This is a genomic window from Pseudomonas ceruminis, from assembly GCF_021602025.1.
In the GTDB taxonomy this organism is placed as follows: domain Bacteria; phylum Pseudomonadota; class Gammaproteobacteria; order Pseudomonadales; family Pseudomonadaceae; genus Aquipseudomonas; species Aquipseudomonas ceruminis.
The window spans coordinates 1-26,691 of sequence record NZ_BQHW01000017.1 but is presented as its reverse complement, the minus strand read 5'-3'; the positions used below and the strand labels follow the sequence as shown (position 1 = coordinate 26,691).

The window sequence follows — 26,691 nt, the reverse complement described above, 5'->3', positions numbered from 1 at the left end:
CCTTTTCCCCACCTCCTTTCAGGATTTTGCGTTCGAGACACATTTTGTCTTGACCGTACATCAAATTTTTTTCGCCTGATCCAACGCTGGCACAAGTGTCATTTCAGCCATTCGGATTGTCGAACAAGCCATCAATCCGCCTCCGCGTACACGGTCAAATCTGCCTAAATATGGCGCTTTGGTCTTGTTCGGGATTCCGAACGTTATAAATCAATGAGTTGCGGGTGCCTCATTTTGACGCAGATCAGTATGCCGAATCGGTATGTGGTATGCGCTTCCGGCATTAGATTTCATTCCTTCCCATCGCAATAGTTGCCGCCTTTTCGCTGGCCCGAGCGCCTTGTCGCTCGCTCGCGGTGTCCTTACATGAGGTCTCCGGACGGAAGCTCTACGCTGCCCGTGACGTTGCCAACGGCTCTGTTACGCGCTTTTCCGGTCGGTGCCCGTGACCACTAGAACAAAGGGTAAAGACATGAAGAAGGCAAAACTGAGCCTCGCCTGGCAGATCGTCATCGGTCTGGTCCTGGGCGTTGCAATCGGCGCGCTACTGAACCATTTCAGTGCGGAAAAGGCCTGGTGGATCAGCAACGTCCTCCAGCCAGCCGGTGACATCTTCATTCGCCTGATCAAGATGATCGTCGTCCCGATCGTGATTTCGTCGCTGATCGTGGGTATCGCCGGGGTTGGCGATGCGAAGAAACTGGGCAGCATCGGCCTGAAGACCATCATCTACTTCGAGGTGGTGACCACCATCGCCATCGTCGTTGGCCTGGTCCTGGCAAACCTGTTCCACCCTGGCGCCGGCATCGACATGAGTACCTTGGGTACCGTCGACATCTCCAAGTACCAGGCGACTGCCGCTGAAGTGCAACATGAGCATGCGTTCATCGAAACCCTGCTCAACCTGATTCCGTCGAACATTTTCGCAGCGCTGATGCGTGGTGAAATGCTGCCGATCATCTTCTTCTCGGTGTTGTTCGGCCTGGGCCTGTCGAGCCTGCAGGCCGATCTGCGCGAGCCACTGGTGCGTACCTTCCAGGGCGTGTCGGAGACCATGTTCAAGGTCACCCACATGATCATGAACTACGCCCCGATCGGCGTGTTCGCCCTGATCGCCGTAACGGTCGCCAACTTCGGTTTCAGCTCGCTGCTGCCGCTGGCCAAGCTGGTGCTGCTGGTGTACTTCGCCATCGCCTTCTTCGCCTTCATGGTGCTGGGCCTGGTAGCGCGTGTATTCGGCTTCTCGGTGATCAAGATCATGCGCATCATGAAAGATGAGCTGATCCTGGCCTACTCCACTTCCAGCTCCGAGACCGTGCTGCCGCGCGTGATCGAGAAGATGGAAAAATACGGTGCGCCGAAGTCGATCTGCTCGTTCGTGGTTCCGACTGGTTATTCGTTCAACCTCGACGGCTCGACCCTGTACCAGAGCATCGCGGCCATCTTCATCGCCCAGCTCTACGGCATCGACCTGTCCTGGAGCCAGCAGCTGCTGCTGGTACTGACCCTGATGGTCACCTCCAAGGGTATTGCCGGCGTACCGGGCGTGTCGTTCGTGGTCCTGCTGGCGACCCTGGGCAGTGTGGGCATCCCGCTCGAAGGCCTGGCGTTCATCGCCGGTGTCGACCGCATCATGGACATGGCACGTACCGCCCTCAACGTGATCGGCAACGCCCTGGCGGCGCTGGTGATTGCCCGTTGGGAAGGCATGTACGACGCTGCCAAGGGCGAGCAGTACTATGCCTCGCTGATGGCGGACAAGAAGGAAACCGCCGTGGTTGGTGAAGCCGCCAAGCGCTAAGCCTGATGCACTGACGAGAAACCCCGACCTGTCGGGGTTTTTTGTTGTCTGCATGGGGCGCTTCGCCGGGGCCGGCTAAAGCGTCTTCGGTGCGTTATCATTCAGGCATTTTTCAGGGGGAACACACGGATGCTCAACGGCCTTTGGCTCGGCTTTTTCCTGGTGGCGGCCGTTTGCGCCCTGACCCAATGGCTGGTTGGTGGCAACGCCGGCATATTCGCCGCGATGGTCGAGAGCATCTTTGCCATGGCCAAGCTGTCGGTGGAGGTGATGGTCCTGCTGTTCGGCACCCTGACCCTGTGGCTGGGGTTTCTCAAAATCGCCGAAAAGGCCGGTATCGTCGAATGGCTGGCCAAGGTGCTCGGCCCGCTGTTCGCCCGGCTGATGCCAGAAGTACCGCCTGGACACCCCGCCCTGGGGCTTATCACCATGAACTTTGCCGCCAACGGCCTGGGGCTGGATAACGCCGCCACGCCGATCGGCCTCAAGGCCATGCGTGCCCTGCAGGAGCTCAACCCCAGCAGTACCACGGCGAGCAATGCGCAGATCCTGTTTCTGGTGCTCAATGCCTCATCGCTGACCCTGCTGCCGGTCACCATCTTCATGTATCGCGCCCAACAAGGCGCCACTGACCCGACGTTGGTGTTCCTGCCGATCCTACTGGCCACCAGCGTCTCTACCCTGGTCGGCTTGCTGTCGGTGGCGGTTATGCAGCGCCTGCGTCTGTGGGACCCGGTGGTGCTCGCCTACCTGATCCCCGGGGCATTGTTGCTCGGTTGCTTCATGGCGTTCCTCGGCACCTTGTCGGCGGCGGCGCTGGCGAGCCTGTCGTCGATCCTCGGCAACCTCACGCTGTTCGGCGTAATCATCCTGTTCCTGGTGATTGGGGCGTTGAAGCGGGTGAAAGTGTATGAGGCCTTTGTCGAAGGAGCCAAGGAAGGTTTCGATGTCGCCAAAAGCCTGCTGCCCTACCTGGTGGCCATGCTTGTGGCCGTTGGTGTTCTGCGGGCCTCGGGGGCACTCGAGCTTGCGCTGGACGGCATACGCCATGCGGTGGACTGGTTGGGCATGGACACTCGCTTCGTCGAGGGCTTGCCGACCGCGTTGGTCAAACCGTTCTCCGGCAGCGCGGCGCGGGCCATGCTGATCGAAACCATGCAGACCCACGGCGTGGACAGCTTCCCGGCGCTGGTGGCCGCCACCGTGCAGGGCAGCACCGAAACCACCTTCTACGTGCTCGCTGTGTATTTCGGCGCCGTTGGCATCCAACGTGTCCGCCATGCTGTGGGCTGCGCCTTGCTGGCGGAGTTGTCCGGGGTGATTGCGGCGATCCTGGTCTGCTACTGGTTCTTCGCCTGAGCCTGGGTGCTCTGGGCCACGGCCCAGTTCACCACCTGCACGGCCAGTTGATCGCTGGCCGCTCCGAAACCTGCCACCACGGCTGAAACCTGCTTGTCGGCCAAGGGCTGGTGCACCTCGAAACGTTTACTGGCGAGGATGCGTTGGCTGCGTCCCTGGACCAGGCGCGCGTCGTAAAGGATCACCACTTCGACCGTGCCGCCTGCGTGGTATTCGCTCTGGAACGCCTGCAGCTCACCGGCCAGCTCGTAGTCCGCCTGCAGGTTGCTGTCGTCGGCGCTCAGCCGCTGAACACGGCCGTCACGCTGAAAGCCATCGAGCAGGCGGTTGCGCACCAGCAGCGGCACGGGGTCGCTCCAGCGCGCGCCTTTATAGCTGCTGATCACATCCCCCTGAGGGATCACCGCGATGCGTGGCCCTGCCAGCACTTCGCTGGCCAGCGGCTTGTTCAGGCGCAGCGACCAGTCCACCGGCGTGGCACTGTGGCTGGCCTGGTTGACCGGCAGCCGGTAGATATCCACAGGTTCGCTCTGGGGCAGGATCGAGCAGGCGCTGGTCATGCTCAGCGCGGCCGCCAGGGCCAGCAGGCGCAGCGACAGGTTCATGGCTGGAACTCCTTGTTGTTGTCGCGGCCTAGCAGGTAGCCACTCGGGTCAGCCTCCAGGCGCCGGGAAATGCCCTTGAGTGAATTGAGGGTTTCGCGCAGTTCGCGGATGGCAGGTGTCAGTTGGTTCAGGCCTTGTGCGCCATCATCGATGGACTGGCGGTTGTCCTTGAGCAGGCTGTTGATGGTCGCGGTGCTTTCGGCCAGCGACTGCATGGCTTGTTCGGCGCTGCCGATGGCTTGCTTGCCTTCGGTGCCGAGCAGGCCATTGGCGTTGCGCATCAGCGCCTGGGTCTCGGCCAAGGTGGCATTGGCCTGTTTACCGACTTGGGCCAACTGTTCGATCGCCGAGGAAATACCACCCTTCTGGTTGGCGAAGGCGCCAGTGGTCTGTTCCAGATTGGCCAGGGTATTGCTCAGGCGGTCGATGTTGCTTTCCGAGAACATCTGGTTGGCGTTGTGCAGTAACAGGTTGATGTTGGTCACCAGGTCACTGCTGTCATTGAGCAGGCGTGAGATGGGCGAGGGTGATGCGACGATGACCGGCAGCTTGCCATCCTTGCCTTTGAGCTCAGGGCTTTGCGGGGTGCCGCCGCTGAGCTGGATGAACGAGTTGCCCGTAACTCCGGCCAGGGTGAGCTTGGCCTGGGTATCTTCTTTCACCGGCGTGTCGCCGCTCAGGCGCACACGGGCGAGCACCCGGCGTGGGTCTTTTGGGTCCAGACGCAGGGTGGACACGTCGCCAACCTTGATGCCGTTGTACTGCACCGGGCTGCCCCGGGACAGCCCCGAGACGGCCTCGTTGAAGACCACCTCATAATCCTTGAAGGCATCGTCGACGCTGGACTTGGTCAGCCACAGGCCGAACAGCATGGCACCGACGACCACCAGCACGGTGACCAGGCCGATGAGAACATGATGAGCTCGGGTTTCCATTGTTCAGCGCTCCTGCCCGGCGATGGTGGCGGCCTGCTCGGCTGCCCGCCCACGTGGGCCGTGAAAATAGTCGTGAATCCACGGGTCGTTGGTTTGCTCGACTTCGGCCAGGGGGCCGGCGACCAGCACCTTTTTCTGCGACAGCACCGCGATGCGGTCGGTGATGGTGTAGAGGGTGTCCAGGTCGTGGGTGATGAGAAACACGCTAAGGCCCAGCGCATCGCGCAGGGTGAGGATCAATTGGTCGAAGGCCGCCGCACCGATCGGGTCGAGGCCGGCTGTGGGTTCGTCGAGGAACAGGATGTCGGGGTCCAGCGCCAGCGCCCTGGCCAGCGCGGCGCGTTTGATCATCCCACCGGACAACGAAGAGGGGTACTTGTCGGCGGCGGAAATCGGTAACCCGGCCAGGGCCAGCTTGACCCCGGCCAGGTGCTCGGCATCGGCGCGCGACAGGCCGGCGTGCTCGATCAAGGGCAGCGCGACGTTTTCCGTCACCGTCAGCGAAGAGAACAGCGCGCCCTTCTGGAACAGCACCCCGAACCGACGTTCAACCTGCGAGCGTTGCGCCTCGCGCAGTGCAGCGAGGTCTTCGCCGAACACGTTGACCTGGCCTTCGGTGGGGCGGCGCAGGCCGATGATGCTGCGCAGCAATACCGACTTGCCGCTACCCGAACCGCCGACCACGGCCAGGATCTCGCCACGGTACAGATCCAGGTCGAGGTTTTCGTGCACGACCTGGCTGCCGAAGCGGTTGCAGATACCTCGGGCTTCGATCACTGCTTCACGGCCACTCACCAGCCCATCTCCATGCAGAACAACGCTGCCACCGCGTCCAGCACGATGACCACGAAAATCGATTGCACCACGCTGGAGGTGGTGTGTGCGCCGACCGACTCGGCACTGCCGCTGACCTTGAACCCCTCCAGGCAACCAATGGAAGCGATCAGGAAGGCGAAAAACGGTGCCTTGGCCAAGCCCACGATAAAGTGCTGCACGCCGATGTCGCTTTGCAGCAGTGACAGGAACATGGCCGGCGAGATGCCCAGTGACAGAGCACAGACCACCGCGCCGCCGACGATGCCGCAGATCATCGCGAGGAAGGTCAGCAATGGCAGCGAAATCAGCAGCGCCAGTACCCGGGGGACCACCAACAGTTCGATCGGGTTGAGCCCGAGGGTGCGGATGGCGTCGATCTCTTCGTTGGCTTTCATCGAGCCGATCTGCGCAGTGAAGGCGCTGGCGGTGCGGCCGGCCATGAGAATGGCGGTCAGCAGTACGGCAAACTCACGCAGGAACGAAAACGCCACCAAGTCCACGGTGAACACCGTTGCGCCAAAGTCGGCCAGCACCGTGGCGCCAAGAAAGGCCACCACTGCACCCACCAGAAAGGTCAGCAAGGCGACGATGGGCGCGGCATCCAGGCCGGTCTGTTCGATGTGCGCGACAACCGGTGTGACACGCCAACGCTGCGGTTGCAGCAGGCGGCGCAGCAAGGTTTCCAGGATCAGGCCGATGAAGCCGAGCAATTGCAGGGTGTCCTGCCAGAGCGTGCCGACTGCACAGCCAATGCGCTCCAGCAGTTGCAGCAGCACGTTGCGCTCTGGCGCCTTGACCGGGATGCAATAGTCCTGCACCGAGCTGTAGACAGTCTTGAGCAGAGCGCGGCTGGCGTCGGGCAGGTCGTTGGTGCATCGCGACAGGCGTTCGGCGCCAAGCAGTTCGGCCAGCAGCGAGGCGCCGGCGGTGTCCAGGCGGCCCAGCTGGCTGAGGTCGGCGATGGCATCGGCGCTGTATTGGGCGCGCAAGCGCTCGCTGTCGCGCTTGAGGCTGGCGTAGTGAGCCAGGGTCCAGTCACCGGCAATACGCAGGCAGGCCGGTTGGCGGCTGGTGTCCAGGGTGGCGCTGGGGGTGGTCATAGGCTCCATGCATCTGACTGGCGTAGAGGCTGATCATAGCGCAGCGCGCATGGAGCGGTTTGTAGAGAATGTGCTGAACGTCGAACCTGGGGCTGCTGTGCAGCCCCTTCCGAGGGGCCCAGTGCCTGCAGATCACTCAACCAGCTGGCGCGTCGTCGACCACCTTGAAGCGCAGCACGCCGATGACCTGACCATCTTCGGTCAGCACCCGTACCTGCCATTTGCCGACCGGATTGGGCGGAAAGTTCTGCTTGTGGGTCCAGGCACGGTAGCCTTCCTTGCGACCCCCATGGATGTCCAGGGCGATCCTGTCGACTTCCTGGCCGTCTTTCTGCCACACGTGGTAGATCCGCTCGTTGAGGCCGCGCGGGGCGTTGATGGCGGTGTAGGCGTACAGGCCACTGCTGCGAATGCGGCTGGCGGCAATTTCGTCCAGGGATTCACCGGGCTGACGGTTGAGCACCTCGGTACTTACCGCCACCTCGGTCATCCACAGGGTGGCGGGTGGCACCCACGAGCGTAGCAGCCAGCCGCCACCGCCCACGGCCAAGGTCACCAACACCAGCGCCACGCCGCGACGCCAATTGTTGATCGGGAAGCTGCTGGCGAGGCTTGGGAATGACAGCGCCATGGCGGCGATCAACGCCAGCTTGAAGCTTTGCGCAGTGGTCAGGTGCAGGATGATCGGCAGCGCGGTGAGCAGTGCGGCGAACAGGGTAAGGGTGTGCAATGCGAGGAACAGCCAGCGGCGCGGGGCCAGCCACTTGTAGTACAGCGGGTCGACGATCGAGACCAACCCGGCAGCCCCCAGCAGGCCGGTGAACACCAATTGGCCGCTGTTCCAGGTCGTGGTGATGAAGAAGAACGGCAGGACGAAGAACAGGCTTTCCTGGTGAATCATCTGCGTTGCGTAGCGCAACAGTGGCTGTGGGATTTCGCGTTTGAAGGTACGGGCAAACAGGCCGGTGAGGGTGTTTTCCAGCATCAGCCAGACCCAGCTGACCAGCATGAGAATGGCCACCCAACTGGCCAGGCTGGCCTGGCGGTCGACCAGGATGAAACTGCCGATACCGGATAGAAAACCGCCGAGCGCGATGATGCCGGGGTAGCGTTTGAGCAGCTCGATGATGCGCTGGACGAAATGGGGGATCGGGGGCATTGGCTATACGACGGGAGTGAGGAGGTGGCTGTGCCGGCCTTTTCACGGTAAAACCGCGACAGGGCCGGTACTGGCCAAAGGATACCGCTGAACTACCGCTCCCGTGTAGCACCGCTGGGTCGTTCAGGCGTCTGCCGACGCTTGCGCAGCAATCCTGCCGCCAGCAACACGCCAAGCAGCAAGGCAATCAGGCCGTACAGTTCGTCATACCCCAACAACGGCTTTTCAATCCGCAGATAACCCTCGTCCTTGAGCAACGCCTTCAGGGCATCGTTGGCCTGCTCCAGGGTCACTTCGCGCAGCTTGCGCGCTGGGTCGGCAAAGCGTCCGTTGTTGTAATCGTTCAGCGCACCCCAGTAGTAATCGGCCAAGGCGCTGTTGCCCTGGGTGGTCCAGCTTTCCCTGGCGACGGCGGCATCCTTGATGCGGGCGAAGGTGTCCGCATCCAGGCCTTGCTTGCGCAGGTGGTCGAACAGCTGCTGCATCAGGTTGACGGCGGCGTTGACATCATCGCGTTCAAGGTCGGCATTGAGGCTGAGCATACCGCTGTCGCCGAAGCTTTCGCGCTGTACGGAAGGGCCGTACGACAGGCCATTGCGCAGGCGCAGCTGGTCGTACAGGGCCCAGTCCAGATAGCGCGAGAGCAGGTCGAGGGTCTGCTGGTGGTCGTTGTCCAGCACCGGTTCGATGAACAACCAGTGCAATTTGACACTGTCACCGACAAAGCCGCGGGTCAGGTCACGCCGCTGCTCTGCTTGCTGGCTGATGGTTTCCAGATCGCGCCGCTCCTCCGGCTCGGTGGCGGGCAATTCGCCAAAGGTGCGTTCCAGATAGGCCGGCAGGAGGCGGTCGAGGCCACCGACCATGATTAGGGTCATGTTGTTGGCGGCATACCAACGGTCGCGCAGGTTCTGTACCTGCGCCAGGGTCATGTCATCGAGGTCGGAACGCTCCGGGCATTTCAGGCCCAGTTCGGTGGCCAGTTGGTCGCTGGCAGGGTGGCCGATGTCCTGGCGGTCGAGCCAGCGTTGCAGGTGGCCATAGTGGCCACCGTCTTCGCGTTCGATGATGCGCTTGGCGGTGGCCAGGGCCTTGGCGTCGATGCGGGTATCGCGAAGCACCGCCAGTAACAGGTCGAGTACCTTGCGTTGGTTGCGCGCCGGGGCTTCGATGACGAAGGTGGTGTCGGCGCTGCTGGTATAGGCATTCCACTCACCACCCAACGCCTGCAGGCGCTCCTCAAGGCCACCCTCGCCGCTGTCGTCGATACCGCTGAACAACAGGTGCTCGAGCAGATGCGGCAGTTCTTTCTGCTCGCAATCGAAGTCGTCCAGGCCTACCCCTACCACCAGGCGGATCGCCACATGATCCCGTTCATACCCGGACTTGAGAATCACCTGCAGGCCGTTGGGTAACAGGTAGCCCTCTACCCGCGAGCGATCGAGGGCAAGTGAAGGGAGGCTGCAGATCAGCAGGCAAACGAACATCAGGCGACGCATGGGCGATCTCGAGTCTCCAGGAAGGCGGGGTCAGGACAGGTTAGCTTCGTCCGGCACGCTGTCGAGCATCAGCCCGCCCGTGTCCGAGCCACCTAGTACCACATAGGCACTGCTGCAGAACAAAGAGTTCAAACGTTTCATGTCAGCAATCAGTTCCAGGTGCAGTGAACTCGTTTCGATACTCTGCACCACCTTGCGCTGCAGACGGCTGACATGGGCATGGGCCAGGCGCCTTTCCTGGGCGCGGAAGCGTCGCTTTTCACGTAGCAGCAAGCGCGCGCTTTCCGGGTCGGCGCTGAGAAATACCGACAGCCCCAGGCGCAGGTTGGCCAGCAACTGCTCCTGCAGGCCGGTCAGTTCTTCCAGGCCGACTTGGGAGAACTCCCGACGCTGGCTGGTCTTCTGCTGCTGCACCTTGCGCAGCATGCGCTCGACCAAGTCGCAGGCCAGCTTGAGGTTGATCGCCAGTTCGATGATTTCGGCCCAGCGTCGGTTGTCCTGGTCGCTGAGGTCCTCCCGGGGCATTTGCGCCAGGTACAGCTTGATCGCGCTGTACAAGGCGTCGGCGTCCTCACCCAAGGCGCGCACCTGCTGTGGCAAGGCCGTCTGGGTGCCACGCAGGGCGTTGAGCATGGCTTCGAGCAGGCTGTCGACAATATCGCCCAGGCGCAATGTCTCGCGCGCGGCATTGGCCAGTGCCAGGCTGGGGGTGGTGAGTGCCGAGACGTCGAGGTGCCGGGGGCGTATCTGGCCGTTGCCGTTTTCGCGCTCGGGCAGCAGGCGGTTGCACAGCCGACCCATGGGGTTGACCGTGGGGAGCATGATCAAGCAGCGCAGCGTGTTGTAGAGCAGGTGAAAGCCGATGACCAGCTCCTGGGGGCTGAAACTCAGCGAGTCCATCCATGCCACCAGGGGGTGTAGCACCGGGATGATCAGCACCAGGCCAATCAGCTTGTACAGCAGGCTGCCCAAGGCCACGCGCCGGCCAGCGGCGTTCTGCATGCTGGTACTGATGAAGGCCAGCAACCCACTGCCGATGTTGGCGCCGACCACCAGGCCGATGGCCACCGGCAGGCTGATGACCTCTGCGCCGGCCAGCGTGGCGGTCAGCAGTACGGCGGCCAGGCTTGAATAGGTGATCATGGCGAACAGTGCGCCAACCAGGGCATCGAGCAGAATGTCGCCCGTCAGCGAGGCAAACAGCACCTTCACTCCCTGGGCGTGGGTGATCGGCGCAGCGGCCTGCACGATCAGCTCCAGTGCCAGGATGATCAGCCCCAGGCCAATCGCCACCCTGCCCAGTTGGCCGGCACGCGTCTGCTTGCGTGACAGGAAGAAGATCACGCCAAGAAACACCAGCAGCGGCGAAAGCCATGACAGGTCCAGGGTCAGCACCCGCGCCATCAATGCCGTACCGACATCGGCGCCGAGCATGATCGCCAGGGCCGGGGTCATGGCCATCAGGCCCTGGCCCACGAAGGAGGTGACCAGCATGGCGGTGGCGTTACTGCTCTGCACGACGGCGGTCACGACGATGCCGGCGATGAACGCCAGGGGCCGCCGGTTCATGTTCTGGCTGAGCACCCGTCGCAGGTTGGACCCAAATACGCGCAGGATGCCGGTACGCACGATGTGCGTGCCCCACACCAGCAAGGCCACGGCGGACAGCAGGTTGAGCAGGGTCAGCATGGTCTAGCCCCCCTTTTTTATCGTCGCTCCAAAAGCGGAGCCAAACAGGTGAAGCCGTGAGCCTGGCCCGGGGGTGGGCAATATTTCCCAGTGCTCACTCAAGCTTTAGTTGTTTTGCAGACCTGGCGCCAGCTTGGCATGGTCGGCAAACATTTGAAATATTTCTGTCATGAAAGCTTGCGCATAAAAAAAGGCCCGGTTGAGGGCCTTTAGGTTCAGCGCTCCCGGTCTTATTGACCTGGGATGTCCTTGCGCAGTTTCACTGGATCGTGGTCCTTGCCTCCCTTGCGCGCCAGGGCGGTACGCATGCGGATGTTGATGGCCTCCACCGCCAGCGAGAAGGCCATGGCGAAGTACACGTAGCCCTTCGGAACATGGACGTCGAAGGATTCAGCGATCAGCACCGTACCCACGACGATCAGGAACGAAAGTGCGAGCATCTTCAGCGATGGATGCTTGTCGATGAAGTTACTGATGGCACCGGCGCACAGCATCATCACCAGCACTGCCACCACGATCGCGGCGATCATCACCGGTACGTGCGAGACCATGCCCACAGCAGTGATGACCGAGTCCAGGGAGAACACGATGTCGATAATGGCGATCTGAATGATGGTGTAGAAGAACTTGCCCCCTGCGCCCTTGGGCTCATCCGAGCTTTCCTCCTCGCCTTCCAGGCCGTGGTAGATTTCCTGGGAGCTTTTCCACAGTAGGAACAGGCCGCCAAAGAACAGGATCAGGTCCCGGCCGGAGATGCCTTGGCCGAACACCACGAACAGGTCGGCAGTCAGGCGCATGACCCAGGTGATCGACAGCAGCAGCATGATACGGGTGACCATGGCCAGGGCCAGGCCGAAAATCCGGGTGCGTGGCTGCATGTGCTTGGGCATGCGGCTGACCAGGATCGAGATCATGATGATGTTGTCGATCCCGAGAACGATCTCAAGCGCTGTGAGGGTAAAAAAGGCAACCCAGATTTCCGGGCTGGTCAGCCATTCCATGTGTATTCCTTCGAACGATAATGGCGATGCGCCCGGACAGGCGCATCGCGTGGGGTAATGCGGGTTTACTAGAGACTACTGAACAGCGGGAAAATGCCCATCAGCAACGCGGCGAACATTATGCACAGGCATACCAGCACTGCCCACTTGAGGGTGAAGCGCTGATGATCGCCGAATTCGATGCCTGCCAGGGCCACCAGCAGGTAGGTCGAGGGTACCAGCGGGCTGAGCAGATGTACCGGTTGCCCGACGATCGACGCACGGGCCATTTCTACCGGGCTGATACCGTAGTGGCTGGCCGCTTCCGACAGCACCGGCAGCACGCCGTAGTAGAACGCATCGTTGGACATGAAGAAGGTGAACGGCATGCTCACGATCGCAGTAATGACGGCCAGGTACGGGCCCAGTGCTTCGGGGATGACCGCCAGCAGGCTCTTGGACATGGCCTCGACCATGCCGGTGCCTGACAGGATGCCGGTGAAGATACCGGCGGCGAAGATCAGGCCGGTCACTGCCAACACGCTGCCGGCATGGGCGGCGATACGGTCCTTCTGCTGCTGCAGGCATGGGTAGTTGACGATCATGGCGATACTGAACGCGATCATGAACAGCACCGGCAGCGGTAGCACGCCTGCAATCAGCGCCACCATCAGGGCGGCGGTCAGGGCGCCGTTGAAGTAGATGAGCTTGGGCCGACGGGCTTCCGGGAACTGCGATACGGTAATTTCGCTATGGTCGATGTCGTCGGTGGGCAGGTGCAGCTCGCCCAGGCGGGCACGCTCACGCTTGCCGTACAGATAGGCGATGGCCAGGATCGCCAGCACGCCGAAGACCATGGCTGGGATCATCGGTACGAAGATGTCCGACGGGTCCACGTGCAGGGCGCTGGCAGCACGGGCAGTCGGGCCGCCCCATGGCGTCATGTTCATTACCCCGCCGGCAAGGATGATCAGCCCGGCCATGATTCGTGGGCTCATGCCCAGGCGGCTGTACAGGGGCAGCATGGCGGCGCAGCAGATCATGTAGGTGGTAGCGCCGTCACCGTCGAGCGATACCACCAGGGCCAGTACGGCAGTACCCACGGAGACCTTGAGTGGGTCACCCTTGACCAGCTTGAGGATCTTGCGCACGGCCGGGTCGAACAGGCCGGAGTCGATCATCAGGGCGAAGTAGAGTATGGCGAACATCAGCATCACGCCGGTGGGCGCAAGCTTGCTGATGCCCTCGAGCATCATCGGGCCGATCTTGGCGGAAAAACCACCGAACAGGGCGAACAGGATCGGTACCAGGATCAGCGCGATCAAGGCCGACAGGCGCTTGGTCATGATCAGGTACATGAAGGTGATGACCATGGCAAAGCCGAGGAAGGTCAGCATGGCAATACTCCAGGCGTAGCGCGGCGAAAGGAATGTCGATTCGGGCGGATCAGCGCGTCGGGCGCTGCGCGGGGAGCAGGCGGAGGGGGACTACGAGAAGGCGGGCACAGGAAAACATCAGAATCACCATTGTTGTTGTTGATTTGGGCCGGGCATGGAAATCTCCGGGTGCCCTGGCTAACCGGTCTTGTGCCGGTGGTGAGCGCTATCCTATGAGGGCAAGCTTTCAGCCAGCTTTCGCTGAGAAATGGGCGACAGGAGGTAGGTGATGCTGGATGTAACCGAAGGTGGGTGCCACTGTGGCGCCTTGCGGTATCGATTGCAGGGCGATCTGACAGACATCGCCCATTGCCATTGTTCTATTTGTCGGCGGGTCAGCGGCGGCCTGGTGGTCACCTGGCTCACCCTGCCCCGCTCAGGCTTCCGATGGCTGGCCGGCAGGCCGCAGTGCTATATGGCGCCGGCCACCTGCAAGCGCTATTTCTGTGGCGAGTGTGGCGCACACGTGGCGTTGGTGACCGAGCACAGCCCGGGCAGCATCGATGTGACGGTGGCGACACTGGATCATCCTGAGCAGGTGCGGGCGCAGCGGCATATCTGGACCGGCAGCCGCTTGCCCTGGCTGCACCTGGATGAAGACTTGCCGGGGGAAGTGGAAGAAAAACTGTAGCCTTTGGTGATGCCCATAGAGCCCTACCCGCAAGGGCTCTATGGCAGTTGCAGGCCCCCCGCAGCCTTGTGCAGCGCCCGCAGATGCTCCCCCACCTGCTTCACATTGGCCTCGACTGCGGCAATTTCCCGGGCCCGGGAAGGCTCCAGTAGCGCCCTCACCTCTTTGTCCAGGTCGGTGCTCAACCTTAGCAACTGGGCCTGGCGCTCAGTGCTGACCTTTTCCAGGTGCTTGCGCTCATCCGGCTGCGGCAGCCCATAGCCCTTGGCATCCAGCAGCTCCGCCGGGCGGCTGAGGAAGCCACTGTTGGCGAGCATCTGTTTCAGGGTCTGGTCGGCTTTGTTGATACTGCCATCCTTGAGTGCAGCCGCATTCAGGTAGCGCTGTTTGACCTCGTCCTGGGCCAGCAGCAACTGGCGACGCAGGCTGGCCTGCTCGAGCAAAAGCAAGGCGGCACTGGTACGCAGGTCGGCTTGCGCGAACCAGCCACGGCGCTGTTCGGCGTCCAGGGCCAGCCAGTCCTCGACCTTGTCTTGCTTGATTGGCAACTGTTTCTTCAATACATCGAACATGGCCTGGTAGCGGTCCCGATAGGAGTCGAACCGGTAGCCCAGGCGCAGTGCCTCACGTGGGTCGTCAAGCACGCTGGTATCGGCCAACCCCCTGCCTTTGAGGACTTCGAGCAAGCCGTTGGGCATGATGCTGTCGAGGTCATTCAAGCGTGGGTTGGCGGTGCCGCTGCGCAGCAACTTCAGCGATTCCACTGCGCAGTTGTTGGACAGGAAGTAGTAGTTGCCGTCGTAGCTCCAGTGCATTTCGGCGGCCTGGCGTACCAGGTTTTCGATCTCACTGCGGGTGAGCTTCAAAGGGATCGAGGCCAAGCTGCGCAATTCGGTCTTGGTGTACTCGTCGATCACCTGGCCAAGAGGCAATACGAACAACCGTGACGGGTAGGCGCCGACCAGGCCATCCCAGCTCGAAAGCTGCACGTCATTGACGAATGCCCGATACGACAGCACCAGGTGCTGGTCGAGGTCCAGGCGGCAATCCGGCCCGCGTGGCCGCCCAGGCTTGCAGATCACCAGGCGCAGCATGCTGTGGCCCCAGCGGCTGACCCAGTTCTGATTGGCTTCGGCCAGCAGGTAATCCACCTCATAGACCCGTTCCGGGTCGATCTCACCCAGCGGTTGGCGGGCGAAATCGCTGCCAGCGTTGAGAAATGGCAGGCCTTTGGCGCAGTTGTTCTGTTGGGGCGCCCAGCCGAAGTGGTCGCGCAGGTACTGGTTGAGGGCCGGGCGGCGGCAGCCATAGCTCGGGTCGAGGAGGAAGTACTCCATGTTGACCGCGATGAACTCCTTGGGGCTGCTCAGCTCGTAGCTGTCGGGGCTGCGCACGAACTGGCCGTTGTGCTGTTCGCGCTCGCCGCGACGGCCGACGTATTGCTGCCAGCCGGCCAGGTCGAGCAGGCGTGGGTCATCGCTGAGGGTGAAGCGCCGTTCGGCCTGGCCGCGGCAGTCTTCCGGCAGGCCGACCTTGCCGAGCGATCCTTGCTGGCGCTTGCAACGGGCGATCAGGGAGCGCTCCGCGCTGGGCCAGAGGCGAGCGCGGTCGTAGATATGGGTGAGCTCATGCAGCACGGTGGCTAGCAGCTCTAGGCGCACCGTGCCATGGGGCCGCTGGGTGGCCTCATGCGCAGCGCTGCCGTCTGCCAGGCTGGGCAGCAGACGACGGTTGAGCTCCAAGGTCGAAACCACAGATGCCTGGCCATAGGCATCGGCCGGCATGTTGTCGCTCCAGCTGACCAGAATGCGCCGGTCAAGCTGCTGCTTGAAACGTGGAGGGAGCTTGTTCAGCGCCTCGTCCAGCAAGGCCTGGGTGGCTTGGACCTGTTGTGGTTCCAGGCCGGACGCCTGCAGCGTGAGCTGCAGGTCGGCCATGGCGGGCGTGCCGAGCAGCGTCAGGGCGCAGCCGAGCAGCCAGGCACGCACACGGTTCACAGCGCGAGAATGGCTTCGGCCAGCACCTGGTCGCTGGCGCTGCGCGCTTCGGGTACGCGCTCACGCAGGGTATTGAACGCAGCTTCGAGCTGGGCGCCACGGATATCGCCGTTACTGGCGACGAAGCTGGCGGCATCGTCATGGGCCTCACGCACGACCTTGGAATCGCGGATCGACGTGGTGGTGTCGGACGTGAAGTCGATCGAGCGGCCAAAGGCACGCACGATGATGTTGCTGGTGGCCACCAGAGTCTGTGCCTGGGCCAGGTCGGCCAGCAGCAACATGCCGAGGGTAGCGGCGATCAGCGGTTTACGCATGGAGCATCTCCGGAGCATACAGGGAGTCAAATGTGGTTATTGGACGAGAATTGCCTCTGCCAGTTCAAGGTCGCCGACAGAGTGGTGACAGTTGTGCCGCAGCGCATCCAGCGCGGCTTCCAGGCGTGCACCGCGGATCATGCCATCGCTTGCGACAAATGCAGCGGCATCGTCGCGTGCTTGCCTGACCAGCTTGCGGTCGAACGGGGCGGTAGTGACCTGGCTGGTTACGTAGCCTGTGATGACCAGGCTTTGCGTAGTGGTGTCCATGGCCTGGGCGCGGGCGATCGCCAACGGCATCGCCATGGCGGTGAAAAACAACGGCAACAGATAACGCATGGGCTTTCTTACGGCTGGAATCGTGATGGGTGCAGGCTACAGCAGTTGCGCAGACAACGGCCAAGGCCCTTGCTGCGCATGGCGCGGAATCAAAGCGCCAGGATGGCTTGGGCCAACTGTGCATCGCTGGCTTGCAGTGCTGGCATGCTTGAACGGATGTGCAGGAAGGCGCTTTCCAGCTTGGCGCCGCGAATCGCGCCCTGGCTGCCAACGTAGCTGGCGGCGTCGTCGCGTGCCGCTTGGACGATCTTGTCATCACGGAACGATGAGGACAGGTCGGAAGTGGCGTCGGTGGTAGCGGCAACGGCACGTACCACGGCATCGGTGGTGACGACGAAGCTGCTGGCGTTGGCAGCGCTGGCCAGGCCGAGCAGCAGGGCGGCGCCAATCAGGTGATTACGGAACATGGTCGTGGACTCCTGGAAAAGGGTCGGGTGGGTCTGCTTATCGGACGCTCACAGGGTTCGTCGCGGTACTTTTGAACAGATGGTTTCTACCAGACTGTTAAGCCAAGCGTATCACGCGGCGGTATTTGCGGAGGTTAATGGATGGCGCGCAAACAAACTGTGTCGGCTATTAATGAAGTATTCAAAACTGTACCTGTCGGTGCATCAACCGCTCTAGCGCGCGGCCCAGGCAATAAAAAACCCGCTGCAGTTACCTGCAACGGGTTTGGAATTCGCGGTGCCGGACTAAGCCGGCAACCGATGCTTAGCGCCAGAACGGCTTGCTCAGCTCTTCGTAACGCTGCGATTCGCTGATACCGGCGTCGGCCAGCAGGCGGGCGTCCAGGCGAGCCAGTTGACGGCGGCTGGCCATGCGACGCTGCCACAGCAGCAGGGTGGAGAGCGCGCGCAGCGGCAGCGAAGCGTTAGATTGCTGTGCGTTGTTTTCGAAAACCAGACCGGAACTGAGGGTACGTTCCATGATGCTTCATCCTTCCGCTTGTGGCGGGATTAGGTAGTGATTTAACTGATGCCAATGATCCTCCTCTGTTGTCCATAACAGTAGATACAGTTCAACAGTAATGCGATAGGCCAGTTAACTGTTTAACCGTACTGTTGCACTCGAAACTGGCGCAACTGTACTGGTGCGCACGATTATGGTGCATTTTTCCGTTATATGGCCGCGGGAGTAAAGAGAGGTCAGCGAAATAACCAGTACAGTAGTACAGTTATTTTCGAGTTGGTGAGGTCACTGCTACGGCACGCGGTTGCAGCACCGCTCTTCAACGCAAAAAGGGCCGCACAGCGGCCCTTGGGATGGCTGGGGCGGGTGGTGCAGCCCCGTCACGACCAGGTCGTAATTACAACCGATCAGCTAGCGAGCATGCGCCCAGATTCTTCCAGGTTCTCATGCCAGCTCAGCGCTTCACGCAGAATGTGTGGGGTGTGGCCACCGCGTTGGCAGGCGCGATCGAAATAGTCGTTCAACGCGGCGCGGTAGTCCGGATGCACGCAGTTGTCGATGATCGCACGAGCCCGCTCGCGAGGCGCCAGGCCGCGGAGGTCGGCCAGGCCTTGCTCGGTTACCAGAATGTCGACGTCGTGCTCGGTGTGGTCGACGTGGCTGACCATCGGCACCACGCTGGAAATCGCGCCGCCCTTGGCGATCGACTTGGTAACGAATACCGCCAGGTGGGCGTTGCGGGCGAAGTCGCCGGAGCCACCGATGCCGTTCATCATCCGGGTGCCACAAACGTGGGTGGAGTTGACGTTGCCATAAATGTCGAACTCCAGCGCGGTGTTGATGCCGATAATACCCAGGCGGCGCACGACTTCAGGGTGGTTGGAGATCTCCTGCGGGCGCAGCACCAGCTTGTCCTTGTAGCGCTCCAGGTTGCCGAACACGTCAGCGTTGCGGCGAGTCGACAGGGTGATCGAGCTGCCCGAGGCGAAGCTCAGCTTGCCAGCGTCGATCAGGTCGAAGGTCGAGTCCTGCAGTACTTCGGAGTACATGGTCAGGTCTTCGAACGGCGACTCGATCAGGCCACACATCACCGCGTTGGCGATGCTACCGATACCCGCCTGCAGTGGGCCGAGCTTGTTGGTCATGCGGCCAGCGTCGACTTCGTTCTTGAGGAAGTTGATCAGGTGGTCGGCGATGGCCTGGGTTTCTTCATCGGGCGGCAAAACGGTGGACGGCGAGTCTGGCTGGTCGCTGATGACGATACCGACGATCTTGGCCGGGTCGATTGGGATGGCAGTGCTGCCGATGCGATCATCGACCTTCACCAACGGAATCGGGGTACGGGTCGGACGGTAGGTCGGGATATAGATGTCGTGCAGGCCTTCGAGGTTGGCGTTGTGCGACAGGTTGATCTCGACGATCACTTGTTTGGCGAAAATCGCGAAGCTGGCCGAGTTACCTACCGAGGTGGTGGGCACGATGTGGCCTTCTTCGGTGATGGCGACGGCTTCGATGACCGCGATGTCCGGCAGTTTCAGCTGCTGGTTGCGCAGTTGCTCGACGGTTTCCGAAAGGTGCTGGTCGATGAACATGACCTGGCCGTCATTGATGGCCTTGCGCAATGTGCTGTCGACCTGGAACGGCATGCGACGGGCCAGCACGCCGGCTTCGGTCAGCTGCTTGTCGAGGTCGTTGCCCAGGCTGGCGCCGGTCATCAGGCTGATTTTCAGTGGCGACTGCTTGGCGCGTTCGGCCAGCGCATGCGGCACAGCCTTGGCTTCGCCGGCGCGGGTGAAACCGCTCATGCCGACGGTCATGCCGTCCTCGATCAAACCAGCGGCATCAGCCGCACTCATTACCTTGCTGTGCAGGGAGGACAAGCGGATACGATCACGGTACATGGATTGTTATCTCGGGCTACTGAAGCTACTGCAGCGCAGTCTAGAGATTTCGCCCGGCGCCGTCCCACGACCATGGTCGTATGAGAAGCCCTGAAATAGAGCCGTTGATCTGGATCAGCCAAAATGAAAAAAAGCCCCGGAAAATACTCACCGGGGCCTTCTTATCGCGTGCAGCGTTCGAGGCGAGAGCGTTACTCGACGGCCTTGACCATGTCTTCGATGACTTTCTTCGCGTCGCCGAACACCATCATGGTCTTGTCCAGGTAGAACAGTTCGTTATCCAGGCCGGCGTAGCCGCTGGCCATGGAGCGCTTGTTGACGATGATGGTCTTGGCCTTGTACGCCTCGAGGATGGGCATGCCAGCGATCGGCGACTTTGGATCGTTCTTCGCTGCCGGGTTGACCACGTCGTTGGCGCCCAGCACCAGCACGACGTCGGCCTGGCCGAACTCGGCGTTGATGTCTTCCATCTCGAACACCTGGTCGTAAGGCACTTCAGCCTCGGCCAGCAGCACGTTCATGTGTCCAGGCATGCGCCCTGCCACCGGGTGGATCGCATACTTCACCGTGACACCGTTGTGGGTCAGTTTCTCGGTCAGCTCCTTGAGCGCGTGCTGGGCGCGTGCGACGGCCAGGCCGTAACCTGGAACGATAATCACGCTGTCGGCATTGCTCAGTAGGAAGGTGGCGTCGTCAGCGGAACCGGACTTCACCGGGCGCTGCTCCTTCGCACCTGTAGTGGCGCCTGCGTCGGCATCGGCGCCGAAACCGCCAAGGATGACGTTGAAGAACGAACGGTTCATCGCCTTGCACATGATGTACGAAAGGATCGCACCGCTGGAGCCTACCAGCGAGCCGGCGATGATCAGCATCGAGTTGTTCAGCGAGAAGCCGATCCCGGCCGCCGCCCAGCCCGAGTAGCTATTGAGCATCGACACGACGACCGGCATGTCGGCGCCCCCGATCGGGATAATGATCAGCACACCCATGATGAAAGCCAGGACCAGCATCAGGGTGAAGGCGCTGTAGTGGCCGGTGAAGGTGAACAGCAGGCCCAGCGCGAGGGTGGTCAGGCCCAGGATCAGGTTCAGCTTGTGCTGGCCGGTGAACTGTACGGGTGCTCCCTGGAACAGGCGGAACTTGTACTTGCCCGACAGCTTGCCGAAGGCGATCACAGAGCCGGAAAAGGTGATTGCACCAATGGCTGCACCGAGGAACAGCTCCAGGCGGTTGCCGGCGGGGATTGGGTCGCTGATGACGGCAACGATGCCCATGGACTGCGGTTCGAGCACTGCGGCGATGGCGATGAACACTGCCGCCAGGCCAATCATGCTGTGCATGAAGGCGACCAGCTCCGGCATCTTGGTCATCTCCACGCGTTTGGCCATGATCGAACCGGCGCAGCCGCCGATCAGCAGGCCGACGATGACGTAGCCGATGCCGGCGGTCGCCAGCTCTGCACCCAACTTATAGATGAGGCCCACCGTCGTGAGGATGGCGATCCCCATGCCGATCATGCCGAACAGGTTACCGCGCCGGGAGGTGGTCGGGTGCGACAGGCCCTTGAGTGCCTGGATGAAGCAGACCGAGGCGACGAGGTAGAGAAGCGTTACCAGATTCATGCTCATGCTTACTTCTGCGCCTCGTTCTTGGTTTTCTTCTTGAACATCTCAAGCATGCGCCGGGTGACCAGGAAGCCACCGAATACGTTCACTGCGGCCAGGGCCACTGCCAGAGTACCCATCAACTTGCCCGCAGGGGTCACGGTCAGGGCGGCTGCCAGCATGGCACCGACGATGACAATCGCCGAAATGGCGTTGGTGACCGCCATTAACGGTGTGTGCAGTGCCGGCGTGACGTTCCACACCACGTGATAGCCCACATAGATGGCCAGCACGAAGATGATCAGGTTGTAGATGCCATGGGAAATCAGCATGTCTTCCATTGTCGTGCTCCTTAGCCGTTCTTGCGGACGATCTGACCGTCGCGGCACATGAGGCAGGCCGCGACGATGTCGTCTTCGAGGTTGATGACCAGCGCGCCGTCCTTGTCGAACAGCAGCTTCATGAAGTCCAGCAGGTTGCGGGCATACAGGGCCGAGGCGTCTGCACCTACCTGCGCGGGCAGATTGGTCGGGCCGACGATGGTCACGCCGTTTTCCATGACCACCTGATCGGCGACGGTCAGCGGGCAGTTACCACCTTGGGCGGCAGCCAGGTCGATGACCACCGAGCCTGGTTTCATCTGCGCCACGGTTTCGGCACTGAGCAGCGTCGGTGCCTTGCGACCGGGAATCAGTGCGGTAGTGATGACGATATCGGCCTGTTTGGCGCGTTCGTGGACCGCTTGGGCCTGGCGTTGCATCCAGCTGGCCGGCATCGGCCGTGCATAGCCGCCGACACCTTCGGCGCAGGCGCGCTCCTCGTCGCTCTCGTAGGGCACATCGATGAACTTGGCCCCCAGCGATTCGATCTGCTCCTTTACTGCCGGGCGTACATCCGACGCCTCGATGACCGCGCCGAGGCGTTTGGCCGTGGCGATGGCCTGCAAGCCGGCAACCCCTGCGCCCAGGATCAGCACACGGGCAGCCTTTACGGTGCCGGCGGCGGTCATCAGCATGGGCATGAAACGGGGGTAGTGATGGGCGGCCAGCAACACGGCCTTGTAGCCGGCGATGTTGGCTTGGGACGACAACACGTCCAGGCTCTGGGCGCGCGACGTGCGAGGTGCGGCCTCCAGGGCGAAGGCGGTGATACCGCGCGCTGCCATCTTGGCGATCAGTTCGCTGTTGAAGGGGTTGAGCATGCCCACCAGCACGCTGCCGCTGTTGAGCTGGGCCAGTTCCAGGTCGTCGGGCGCGACAACCTTGAGGACCAGCTGGGCGCCATAGGCATCTGCGGCACCGCCCAGGGAAGCGCCCACGGCCTCATAGGCACTGTCCGGAATGCTGGCATTGAGGCCCGCCCCCCGTTGGACCGTGACCTGATGGCCTTGGGCAATCAGTTTCTTGATCGTTTCCGGGGTCGCAGCGACCCTTGTCTCACCGGTCTGCGTCTCGAGAGGAACACCAATGTGCACGACTATTTCTCCTGCGGTGACCTTTTTGTCTTTATAGAAGCCAGCGCACTTCGGATGGTGCGCGGGGTTGGCTATTGAATGCCAGCCCGCCGAATCCTGGGCGGGCGGAGCATTTTGCAGACGAACCCAAAGGGCTTCAACCGGTTCTGGAGCGAAACGAAGTTAAAACTACAAGTCACCCTGTGACCGTATGTCGCAACAATTGGCTCGCAGCCCATCAAGCATGGGCTATTGGCAGATTAGGGGAGATTTGGAATTTTTTTGCGATGATTTCGCAGAATGGCTGTTCGTGGTCGTAAAAGCCTCTGAAGCCCGCGTGTTCACCGGGCTGAAAGTGGTTTTTCGTTTAACCCGAACAGTTGTCTTAAAGGCGACAAAAAAATATATCTGTAGGTGTTTAAAATAATTGACTACAAAAGTCAGGCAGGCGCTTCGCCCTTGTGAGCGGCGATATACAGCTGTGACTGGGCCAGTAGCCAGTCACGGAACGCGCGCAGCGAGGCGGACTCCACTTTGCGCTCCGGGATCATCAGATAATAGGCCTTGGTGCTGGACAGTGCGTGCCTGTTAGCGACCACCAGCCTGCCCTCCTCCAGTTCGCGCTGGATCAGGAACGGCGGGATCAGCGCAACACCCATCTCATGCATGGCGGCTTGGGCGAGCATGGAAAACAGTTCATAGCGCGGGCCTGTCATGTCGCCGGCGATGGTCATCCCGAGGCCGTTGAACCACTGGCGCCAAGCGTAGGGCCGAGTGGTCTGTTGCAGCAGCGGGAGGTTGGCAATGCGTTGCGCATCAAGCAGGCCCTGCCCGCTCAGCAAGGCCGGGCTGCAGACGGGCATGGGGTTTTCGCCCATCAGGCGATGAGAGTGAGTGCCCGACCAGTCGGCATCACCGAAATAGATGGCGGCGTCGAAGGGCGTGTCGGCGAACAGGAACGGGCGGGTGCGGTTGGTCAGGTTGACGGTGACCTCCGGGTGGCGGTGCTGAAAATCCTTTAGCCGCGGTAGCAGCCACTGGGTGCCGAAGGTGGGGACTACGGCAAGTTCGATCACGTTGGCGCCCTGCTGGCGCATCACCGACAAGGTGTCACGTTCCACCGCATCGAGCTGCGTGGCGACCTGGCGGCTGTAGGACAACCCCGCTTCGGTCAGCTTCACGCCGCGCCGCGAGCGGCGGAACAGTTCCACGTTGAGGAACGTTTCAAGGCTGCCGATCTGTCGACAGACGGCACCCTGGGTCAGTGCAAGCTCCTGGGCGGCCTTGGTAAAGCTCTCGTGGCGCGCAGCCGCTTCGAAACAGACCAGGGCGGTGGTGCTGGGGATCTTGCGGCGCATGTACGTCAACCTCACTCGTATGGCTGTTAACAGGGCGTTCTGGTGTATCACGAAGTGATAAATCATCACTAGTGCGTGCGCAATCCTCGTTTGTCCCCGCTGCCGATCAAGCCTAGGATCAATGGCACAAGAATCTGCTCCCAATTTCCGAGGATTTTGCTCATGGCCGGTAAAGCAAGCTTCAACTGGATCGACCCGCTGCTGCTTGATCAGCAGCTCACTGAAGAAGAGCGCATGGTGCGTGACAGCGCTTATCAGTTCGCCCAGGACAAGCTGGCGCCGCGGGTACTGGAGGCTTTCCGCCATGAGCAGACCGATCCGTCGATTTTTCGCGAAATGGGTGAGGTTGGCCTGCTGGGCGCGACCATCCCCGAGCAGTACGGCGGCAGTGGGTTGAACTATGTGTGTTATGGCCTGATCGCCCGTGAGGTCGAGCGTATCGACTCCGGCTACCGCTCGATGATGAGTGTGCAGTCTTCGCTGGTGATGGTGCCGATCAACGAATTCGGCACCGAAGCACAGAAGCAGAAGTACCTGCCCAAGCTGGCCAGCGGCGAGTGGATCGGCTGCTTCGGCCTGACCGAGCCTAACCATGGCTCCGATCCGGGTTCGATGATCACCCGCGCGAAAAAGGTCGACGGTGGCTACCGCCTGAATGGCAGCAAGATGTGGATCACCAATAGCCCGATTGCCGACGTCTTCGTGGTCTGGGCCAAGGATGATGCTGGCGATATCCGCGGCTTTGTTCTTGAAAAAGGCTGGGAAGGCCTGAGCGCGCCGGCGATTCACGGCAAGGTTGGCCTGCGTGCATCGATCACCGGTGAAATCGTCATGGACAACGTGTTTGTGCCGCAAGAGAACATCTTCCCTGATGTGCGCGGCCTTAAAGGCCCGTTCACCTGCCTCAACTCGGCCCGCTATGGCATCTCTTGGGGCGCCTTGGGTGCGGCTGAAGCCTGCTGGCACACCGCTCGTCAGTACACTCTGGACCGTCAGCAATTTGGCCGCCCGCTGGCAGCCAATCAGCTGATTCAGAAAAAGCTGGCCGACATGCAGACTGAAATCACCCTCGCCCTGCAAGGCTGCCTGCGCTTGGGCCGTATGAAGGATGAAGGCACCGCTGCAGTGGAGATCACTTCGATCATGAAGCGCAACTCCTGCGGAAAGGCGCTGGACATCGCACGCATGGCCCGTGACATGCTCGGGGGCAATGGCATCTCCGACGAGTTTGGCGTGGCGCGCCACTTGGTCAACCTTGAAGTGGTGAACACCTATGAAGGTACCCATGATGTGCATGCGCTGATACTGGGGCGTGCGCAAACCGGCATCCAGGCCTTCTACTGATAAGGAGCCTGTCCATGGGCGCGCTATCTCATCTGCGGGTGTTGGACCTTTCCCGTGTACTGGCTGGGCCATGGTCTGGTCAGATACTGGCGGACCTGGGGGCGGACGTGATCAAGGTCGAGCGGCCCGGCAGTGGCGACGATACGCGCTCATGGGGGCCGCCCTTCCTTAAGGATACGCAAGGCGAGAACACCAGCGAGGCGGCTTACTATTTGTCGGCCAACCGCAACAAGCGCTCGGTGACCATCGACTTCACTCAGCCACAAGGGCAGCGCCTCGTACGCGAACTGGCTGCCAAGTCGGACATCGTCATCGAAAACTTCAAGGTGGGCGGGCTGGCAGCCTATGGGTTGGACTATCCGAGCCTGAAAGCGCTCAACCCCACGCTCATCTATTGCTCGATCACGGGCTTCGGGCAGACCGGGCCTTATGCCAAGCGCGCGGGCTATGACTTCATGATTCAAGGGCTGGGTGGGCTGATGAGCCTGACTGGGCGCCCTGACGGTGAAGAAGGTGCAGGGCCGATGAAGGTGGGCGTTGCGCTCACCGACATCCTGACGGGGTTGTACTCGACCGTAGCGATCCTGGCCGCCCTCGCCCATCGTGACCAGGCCGGTGTGGGACAGCATATCGATATGGCGCTGCTCGATGTGCAGGTGGCGTGCCTGGCTAACCAGGCAATGAATTACCTGACCACGGGCAACCCGCCTCGGCGCCTGGGTAATGCACATCCTAATATTGTGCCTTATCAGGACTTCCCGACGGCCGATGGCGATTTCATCCTTACCGTGGGTAACGATGGCCAGTTCCGCAAGTTTGCCGAAGTGGCGGGGCAGCCGCAGTGGGCGGACGACCCACGTTTTGCAACCAACAAGCAGCGAGTGGCCAACCGTAGCGAGCTGATTCCGTTGATCCGTCAGGCTACGGTGTTCAAGACTACGGCGGAATGGGTCAAGCAGCTGGAGGCTGCGGGTGTGCCCTGTGGGCCGATCAATGACCTGGCGCAGATGTTCCAGGACCCGCAGGTGCTGGCGCGTGGCCTTGCAGTCAGTATTCCCCATGCGCTGGGTGGGCAGGTGCCTCAGGTGGCTAGCCCTATACGGCTATCAGAGACACCGGTGGAGTACCGGCGTGCGCCCCCGCTGCTCGGTGAGCATACCGAGGCTGTCCTGGCGGACGTGCTGGGGTTGGGTGCTGAGGATGTCGGGCGTTTACGCGCCGCTGGTGTGCTGTGACGTCATAGGGAGTGCTTGCAAAGCGGGGAGGCCGACAGGCCTCCCCGCTTTGCGCTTGGCGATTTTGCAAGTTATTGAATTTAAAGGTTGACGGGGTTTCGAATCCCCTTATAATGCGCCCCACTTCCAGCGTAGTCGGAACGAGAAACTCCTTGAGATTCAATGAGTTAATCGATCCAGGTAGTACTGGAAATGCTTCGGTCGTCTGATCGATAGCGGTTGAA

At 61.5% G+C, this 26,691-nt stretch carries 24 protein-coding genes; 5 read left to right on the top strand and 19 right to left on the bottom strand.

Annotated features, from left to right (window positions below; all coding sequences use genetic code 11):
• The first annotated feature begins 472 nt into the window (after nucleotides 1-472).
• Together gltP and L6D80_RS18780 are read left to right on the top strand one after the other, a co-directional pair.
• Complete coding sequence (gene gltP, locus L6D80_RS18785; protein ID WP_054902185.1) at nucleotides 473-1,801, top strand: glutamate/aspartate:proton symporter GltP; 1,329 nt, start codon at nucleotides 473-475, stop codon at nucleotides 1,799-1,801.
• 129 nt (nucleotides 1,802-1,930) lie between these two features.
• Nucleotides 1,931-3,160, top strand: coding sequence for a nucleoside recognition domain-containing protein (locus L6D80_RS18780; protein WP_176514669.1), 1,230 nt, complete (start codon nucleotides 1,931-1,933; stop codon nucleotides 3,158-3,160).
• Here L6D80_RS18780 and L6D80_RS18775 read toward each other — a convergent pair.
• The 9 genes from L6D80_RS18775 to L6D80_RS18735 all read right to left on the bottom strand — a co-directional run bounded on the left by L6D80_RS18775 (nucleotide 3,142) and on the right by L6D80_RS18735 (nucleotide 13,340).
• Entirely contained in the window at nucleotides 3,142-3,765 is a 624-nt protein-coding gene (locus L6D80_RS18775) for an ABC-type transport auxiliary lipoprotein family protein (RefSeq protein ID WP_176514666.1), read from the bottom strand. The genes L6D80_RS18780 and L6D80_RS18775 overlap by 19 nt on opposite strands.
• Nucleotides 3,762-4,700, bottom strand: a complete 939-nt coding sequence (locus L6D80_RS18770) for an MlaD family protein (RefSeq protein ID WP_054902182.1) — start codon at nucleotides 4,698-4,700, stop codon at nucleotides 3,762-3,764. The genes L6D80_RS18775 and L6D80_RS18770 overlap by 4 nt, the downstream gene beginning before the upstream one ends.
• 3 nt (nucleotides 4,701-4,703) lie before the next feature.
• On the bottom strand, nucleotides 4,704-5,495 hold the full coding sequence (locus L6D80_RS18765; protein WP_054902181.1) for an ABC transporter ATP-binding protein: 792 nt from the start codon (nucleotides 5,493-5,495) through the stop codon (nucleotides 4,704-4,706).
• Nucleotides 5,492-6,625 carry an ABC transporter permease gene (locus L6D80_RS18760; RefSeq protein WP_054902180.1) on the bottom strand — a complete coding sequence of 378 codons (1,134 nt, stop codon included), beginning with the start codon at nucleotides 6,623-6,625 and terminating at the stop codon, nucleotides 5,492-5,494. The genes L6D80_RS18765 and L6D80_RS18760 overlap by 4 nt, the downstream gene beginning before the upstream one ends.
• Before the next feature lie 127 nt (nucleotides 6,626-6,752).
• Nucleotides 6,753-7,775, bottom strand: coding sequence for a DUF5924 family protein (locus L6D80_RS18755; protein ID WP_176514664.1), 1,023 nt, complete (start codon nucleotides 7,773-7,775; stop codon nucleotides 6,753-6,755).
• Between the two features lie 92 nt (nucleotides 7,776-7,867).
• The gene (locus L6D80_RS18750; protein WP_054902178.1) at nucleotides 7,868-9,274 is read right to left on the bottom strand and encodes a M16 family metallopeptidase; all 1,407 of its coding nucleotides are present in this window, start codon (nucleotides 9,272-9,274) and stop codon (nucleotides 7,868-7,870) included.
• A gap of 30 nt (nucleotides 9,275-9,304) precedes the next feature.
• Nucleotides 9,305-10,963 (bottom strand): Na/Pi cotransporter family protein, encoded by a 1,659-nt coding sequence (locus L6D80_RS18745; RefSeq protein ID WP_054902177.1) that lies wholly within the window; start codon nucleotides 10,961-10,963, stop codon nucleotides 9,305-9,307.
• Nucleotides 10,964-11,193: 230 nt separating this feature from the next.
• On the bottom strand, nucleotides 11,194-11,964 hold the full coding sequence (locus L6D80_RS18740; protein ID WP_054902176.1) for a TerC family protein: 771 nt from the start codon (nucleotides 11,962-11,964) through the stop codon (nucleotides 11,194-11,196).
• A 68-nt stretch (nucleotides 11,965-12,032) separates the two neighbouring features.
• Nucleotides 12,033-13,340, bottom strand: a complete 1,308-nt coding sequence (locus L6D80_RS18735) for a CitMHS family transporter (RefSeq protein WP_054902175.1) — start codon at nucleotides 13,338-13,340, stop codon at nucleotides 12,033-12,035.
• A gap of 268 nt (nucleotides 13,341-13,608) precedes the next feature.
• On the opposite strand from L6D80_RS18735, the gene L6D80_RS18730 reads away from it, so the two are divergent.
• Nucleotides 13,609-14,010, top strand: a complete 402-nt coding sequence (locus L6D80_RS18730; protein ID WP_054902174.1) for a GFA family protein — start codon at nucleotides 13,609-13,611, stop codon at nucleotides 14,008-14,010.
• A 38-nt stretch (nucleotides 14,011-14,048) separates the two neighbouring features.
• Here the strand turns inward: L6D80_RS18730 and L6D80_RS18725 are convergent, their stop codons facing one another.
• From L6D80_RS18725 to L6D80_RS18680, 10 genes are all read right to left on the bottom strand, one after another.
• On the bottom strand, nucleotides 14,049-16,007 hold the full coding sequence (locus tag L6D80_RS18725; protein ID WP_054902173.1) for a DUF7844 domain-containing protein: 1,959 nt from the start codon (nucleotides 16,005-16,007) through the stop codon (nucleotides 14,049-14,051).
• The gene (locus L6D80_RS18720; RefSeq protein WP_176514662.1) at nucleotides 16,004-16,324 is read right to left on the bottom strand and encodes a DUF2388 domain-containing protein; all 321 of its coding nucleotides are present in this window, start codon (nucleotides 16,322-16,324) and stop codon (nucleotides 16,004-16,006) included. Before L6D80_RS18720 ends, L6D80_RS18725 begins: the two co-directional genes overlap by 4 nt.
• Before the next feature lie 36 nt (nucleotides 16,325-16,360).
• Complete coding sequence (locus tag L6D80_RS18715) at nucleotides 16,361-16,663, bottom strand: DUF2388 domain-containing protein (RefSeq protein ID WP_054902172.1); 303 nt, start codon at nucleotides 16,661-16,663, stop codon at nucleotides 16,361-16,363.
• Between the two features lie 89 nt (nucleotides 16,664-16,752).
• Nucleotides 16,753-17,070, bottom strand: a complete 318-nt coding sequence (locus L6D80_RS18710) for a DUF2388 domain-containing protein (RefSeq protein ID WP_054902171.1) — start codon at nucleotides 17,068-17,070, stop codon at nucleotides 16,753-16,755.
• 304 nt (nucleotides 17,071-17,374) lie between these two features.
• Nucleotides 17,375-17,590, bottom strand: a complete 216-nt coding sequence (locus L6D80_RS18705; RefSeq protein WP_023378057.1) for a DUF1127 domain-containing protein — start codon at nucleotides 17,588-17,590, stop codon at nucleotides 17,375-17,377.
• A 389-nt stretch (nucleotides 17,591-17,979) separates the two neighbouring features.
• Nucleotides 17,980-19,473 carry an acetyl-CoA hydrolase/transferase family protein gene (locus L6D80_RS18700; RefSeq protein WP_054902170.1) on the bottom strand — a complete coding sequence of 498 codons (1,494 nt, stop codon included), beginning with the start codon at nucleotides 19,471-19,473 and terminating at the stop codon, nucleotides 17,980-17,982.
• Nucleotides 19,474-19,664: 191 nt separating this feature from the next.
• A complete protein-coding gene (locus L6D80_RS18695; RefSeq protein WP_054902169.1) occupies nucleotides 19,665-21,101 on the bottom strand; it encodes an NAD(P)(+) transhydrogenase (Re/Si-specific) subunit beta in 1,437 nt (478 codons plus the stop codon).
• A 2-nt stretch (nucleotides 21,102-21,103) separates the two neighbouring features.
• Nucleotides 21,104-21,418 (bottom strand): NAD(P) transhydrogenase subunit alpha part 2, encoded by a 315-nt coding sequence (locus tag L6D80_RS18690; RefSeq protein ID WP_003256966.1) that lies wholly within the window; start codon nucleotides 21,416-21,418, stop codon nucleotides 21,104-21,106.
• A gap of 11 nt (nucleotides 21,419-21,429) precedes the next feature.
• Nucleotides 21,430-22,551: a Re/Si-specific NAD(P)(+) transhydrogenase subunit alpha gene (locus L6D80_RS18685; protein WP_054902168.1), complete on the bottom strand. Its 1,122-nt coding sequence runs from the start codon at nucleotides 22,549-22,551 to the stop codon at nucleotides 21,430-21,432.
• Between the two features lie 419 nt (nucleotides 22,552-22,970).
• Nucleotides 22,971-23,888, bottom strand: a complete 918-nt coding sequence (locus L6D80_RS18680) for a LysR family transcriptional regulator (RefSeq protein ID WP_054902167.1) — start codon at nucleotides 23,886-23,888, stop codon at nucleotides 22,971-22,973.
• A gap of 162 nt (nucleotides 23,889-24,050) precedes the next feature.
• Here L6D80_RS18680 and L6D80_RS18675 point away from each other — a divergent pair, with 162 nt between their 5' ends.
• Both L6D80_RS18675 and L6D80_RS18670 read left to right on the top strand, forming a co-directional pair.
• A complete protein-coding gene (locus tag L6D80_RS18675; RefSeq protein ID WP_054902166.1) occupies nucleotides 24,051-25,232 on the top strand; it encodes an acyl-CoA dehydrogenase in 1,182 nt (393 codons plus the stop codon).
• A gap of 14 nt (nucleotides 25,233-25,246) precedes the next feature.
• Complete coding sequence (locus tag L6D80_RS18670; RefSeq protein ID WP_054902165.1) at nucleotides 25,247-26,467, top strand: CaiB/BaiF CoA transferase family protein; 1,221 nt, start codon at nucleotides 25,247-25,249, stop codon at nucleotides 26,465-26,467.
• The last annotated feature ends 224 nt before the right edge of the window (nucleotides 26,468-26,691 follow it).

Coding starts and splice junctions, on each gene's coding strand:
- gltP (WP_054902185.1), top strand. CDS start 473: ATGAAGAAGGCAAAACTGAGCCTCGCCTGGCAGATCGTCATCGGTCTG.
- L6D80_RS18780 (WP_176514669.1), top strand. CDS start 1,931: ATGCTCAACGGCCTTTGGCTCGGCTTTTTCCTGGTGGCGGCCGTTTGC.
- L6D80_RS18775 (WP_176514666.1), bottom strand. CDS start 3,765: ATGAACCTGTCGCTGCGCCTGCTGGCCCTGGCGGCCGCGCTGAGCATG.
- L6D80_RS18770 (WP_054902182.1), bottom strand. CDS start 4,700: ATGGAAACCCGAGCTCATCATGTTCTCATCGGCCTGGTCACCGTGCTG.
- L6D80_RS18760 (WP_054902180.1), bottom strand. CDS start 6,625: ATGGAGCCTATGACCACCCCCAGCGCCACCCTGGACACCAGCCGCCAA.
- L6D80_RS18755 (WP_176514664.1), bottom strand. CDS start 7,775: ATGCCCCCGATCCCCCATTTCGTCCAGCGCATCATCGAGCTGCTCAAA.
- L6D80_RS18750 (WP_054902178.1), bottom strand. CDS start 9,274: ATGCGTCGCCTGATGTTCGTTTGCCTGCTGATCTGCAGCCTCCCTTCA.
- L6D80_RS18745 (WP_054902177.1), bottom strand. CDS start 10,963: ATGCTGACCCTGCTCAACCTGCTGTCCGCCGTGGCCTTGCTGGTGTGG.
- L6D80_RS18740 (WP_054902176.1), bottom strand. CDS start 11,964: ATGGAATGGCTGACCAGCCCGGAAATCTGGGTTGCCTTTTTTACCCTC.
- L6D80_RS18735 (WP_054902175.1), bottom strand. CDS start 13,340: ATGCTGACCTTCCTCGGCTTTGCCATGGTCATCACCTTCATGTACCTG.
- L6D80_RS18730 (WP_054902174.1), top strand. CDS start 13,609: ATGCTGGATGTAACCGAAGGTGGGTGCCACTGTGGCGCCTTGCGGTAT.
- L6D80_RS18720 (WP_176514662.1), bottom strand. CDS start 16,324: ATGCGTAAACCGCTGATCGCCGCTACCCTCGGCATGTTGCTGCTGGCC.
- L6D80_RS18715 (WP_054902172.1), bottom strand. CDS start 16,663: ATGCGTTATCTGTTGCCGTTGTTTTTCACCGCCATGGCGATGCCGTTG.
- L6D80_RS18710 (WP_054902171.1), bottom strand. CDS start 17,070: ATGTTCCGTAATCACCTGATTGGCGCCGCCCTGCTGCTCGGCCTGGCC.
- L6D80_RS18705 (WP_023378057.1), bottom strand. CDS start 17,590: ATGGAACGTACCCTCAGTTCCGGTCTGGTTTTCGAAAACAACGCACAG.
- L6D80_RS18700 (WP_054902170.1), bottom strand. CDS start 19,473: ATGTACCGTGATCGTATCCGCTTGTCCTCCCTGCACAGCAAGGTAATG.
- L6D80_RS18695 (WP_054902169.1), bottom strand. CDS start 21,101: ATGAGCATGAATCTGGTAACGCTTCTCTACCTCGTCGCCTCGGTCTGC.
- L6D80_RS18690 (WP_003256966.1), bottom strand. CDS start 21,418: ATGGAAGACATGCTGATTTCCCATGGCATCTACAACCTGATCATCTTC.
- L6D80_RS18680 (WP_054902167.1), bottom strand. CDS start 23,888: ATGCGCCGCAAGATCCCCAGCACCACCGCCCTGGTCTGTTTCGAAGCG.
- L6D80_RS18675 (WP_054902166.1), top strand. CDS start 24,051: ATGGCCGGTAAAGCAAGCTTCAACTGGATCGACCCGCTGCTGCTTGAT.
- L6D80_RS18670 (WP_054902165.1), top strand. CDS start 25,247: ATGGGCGCGCTATCTCATCTGCGGGTGTTGGACCTTTCCCGTGTACTG.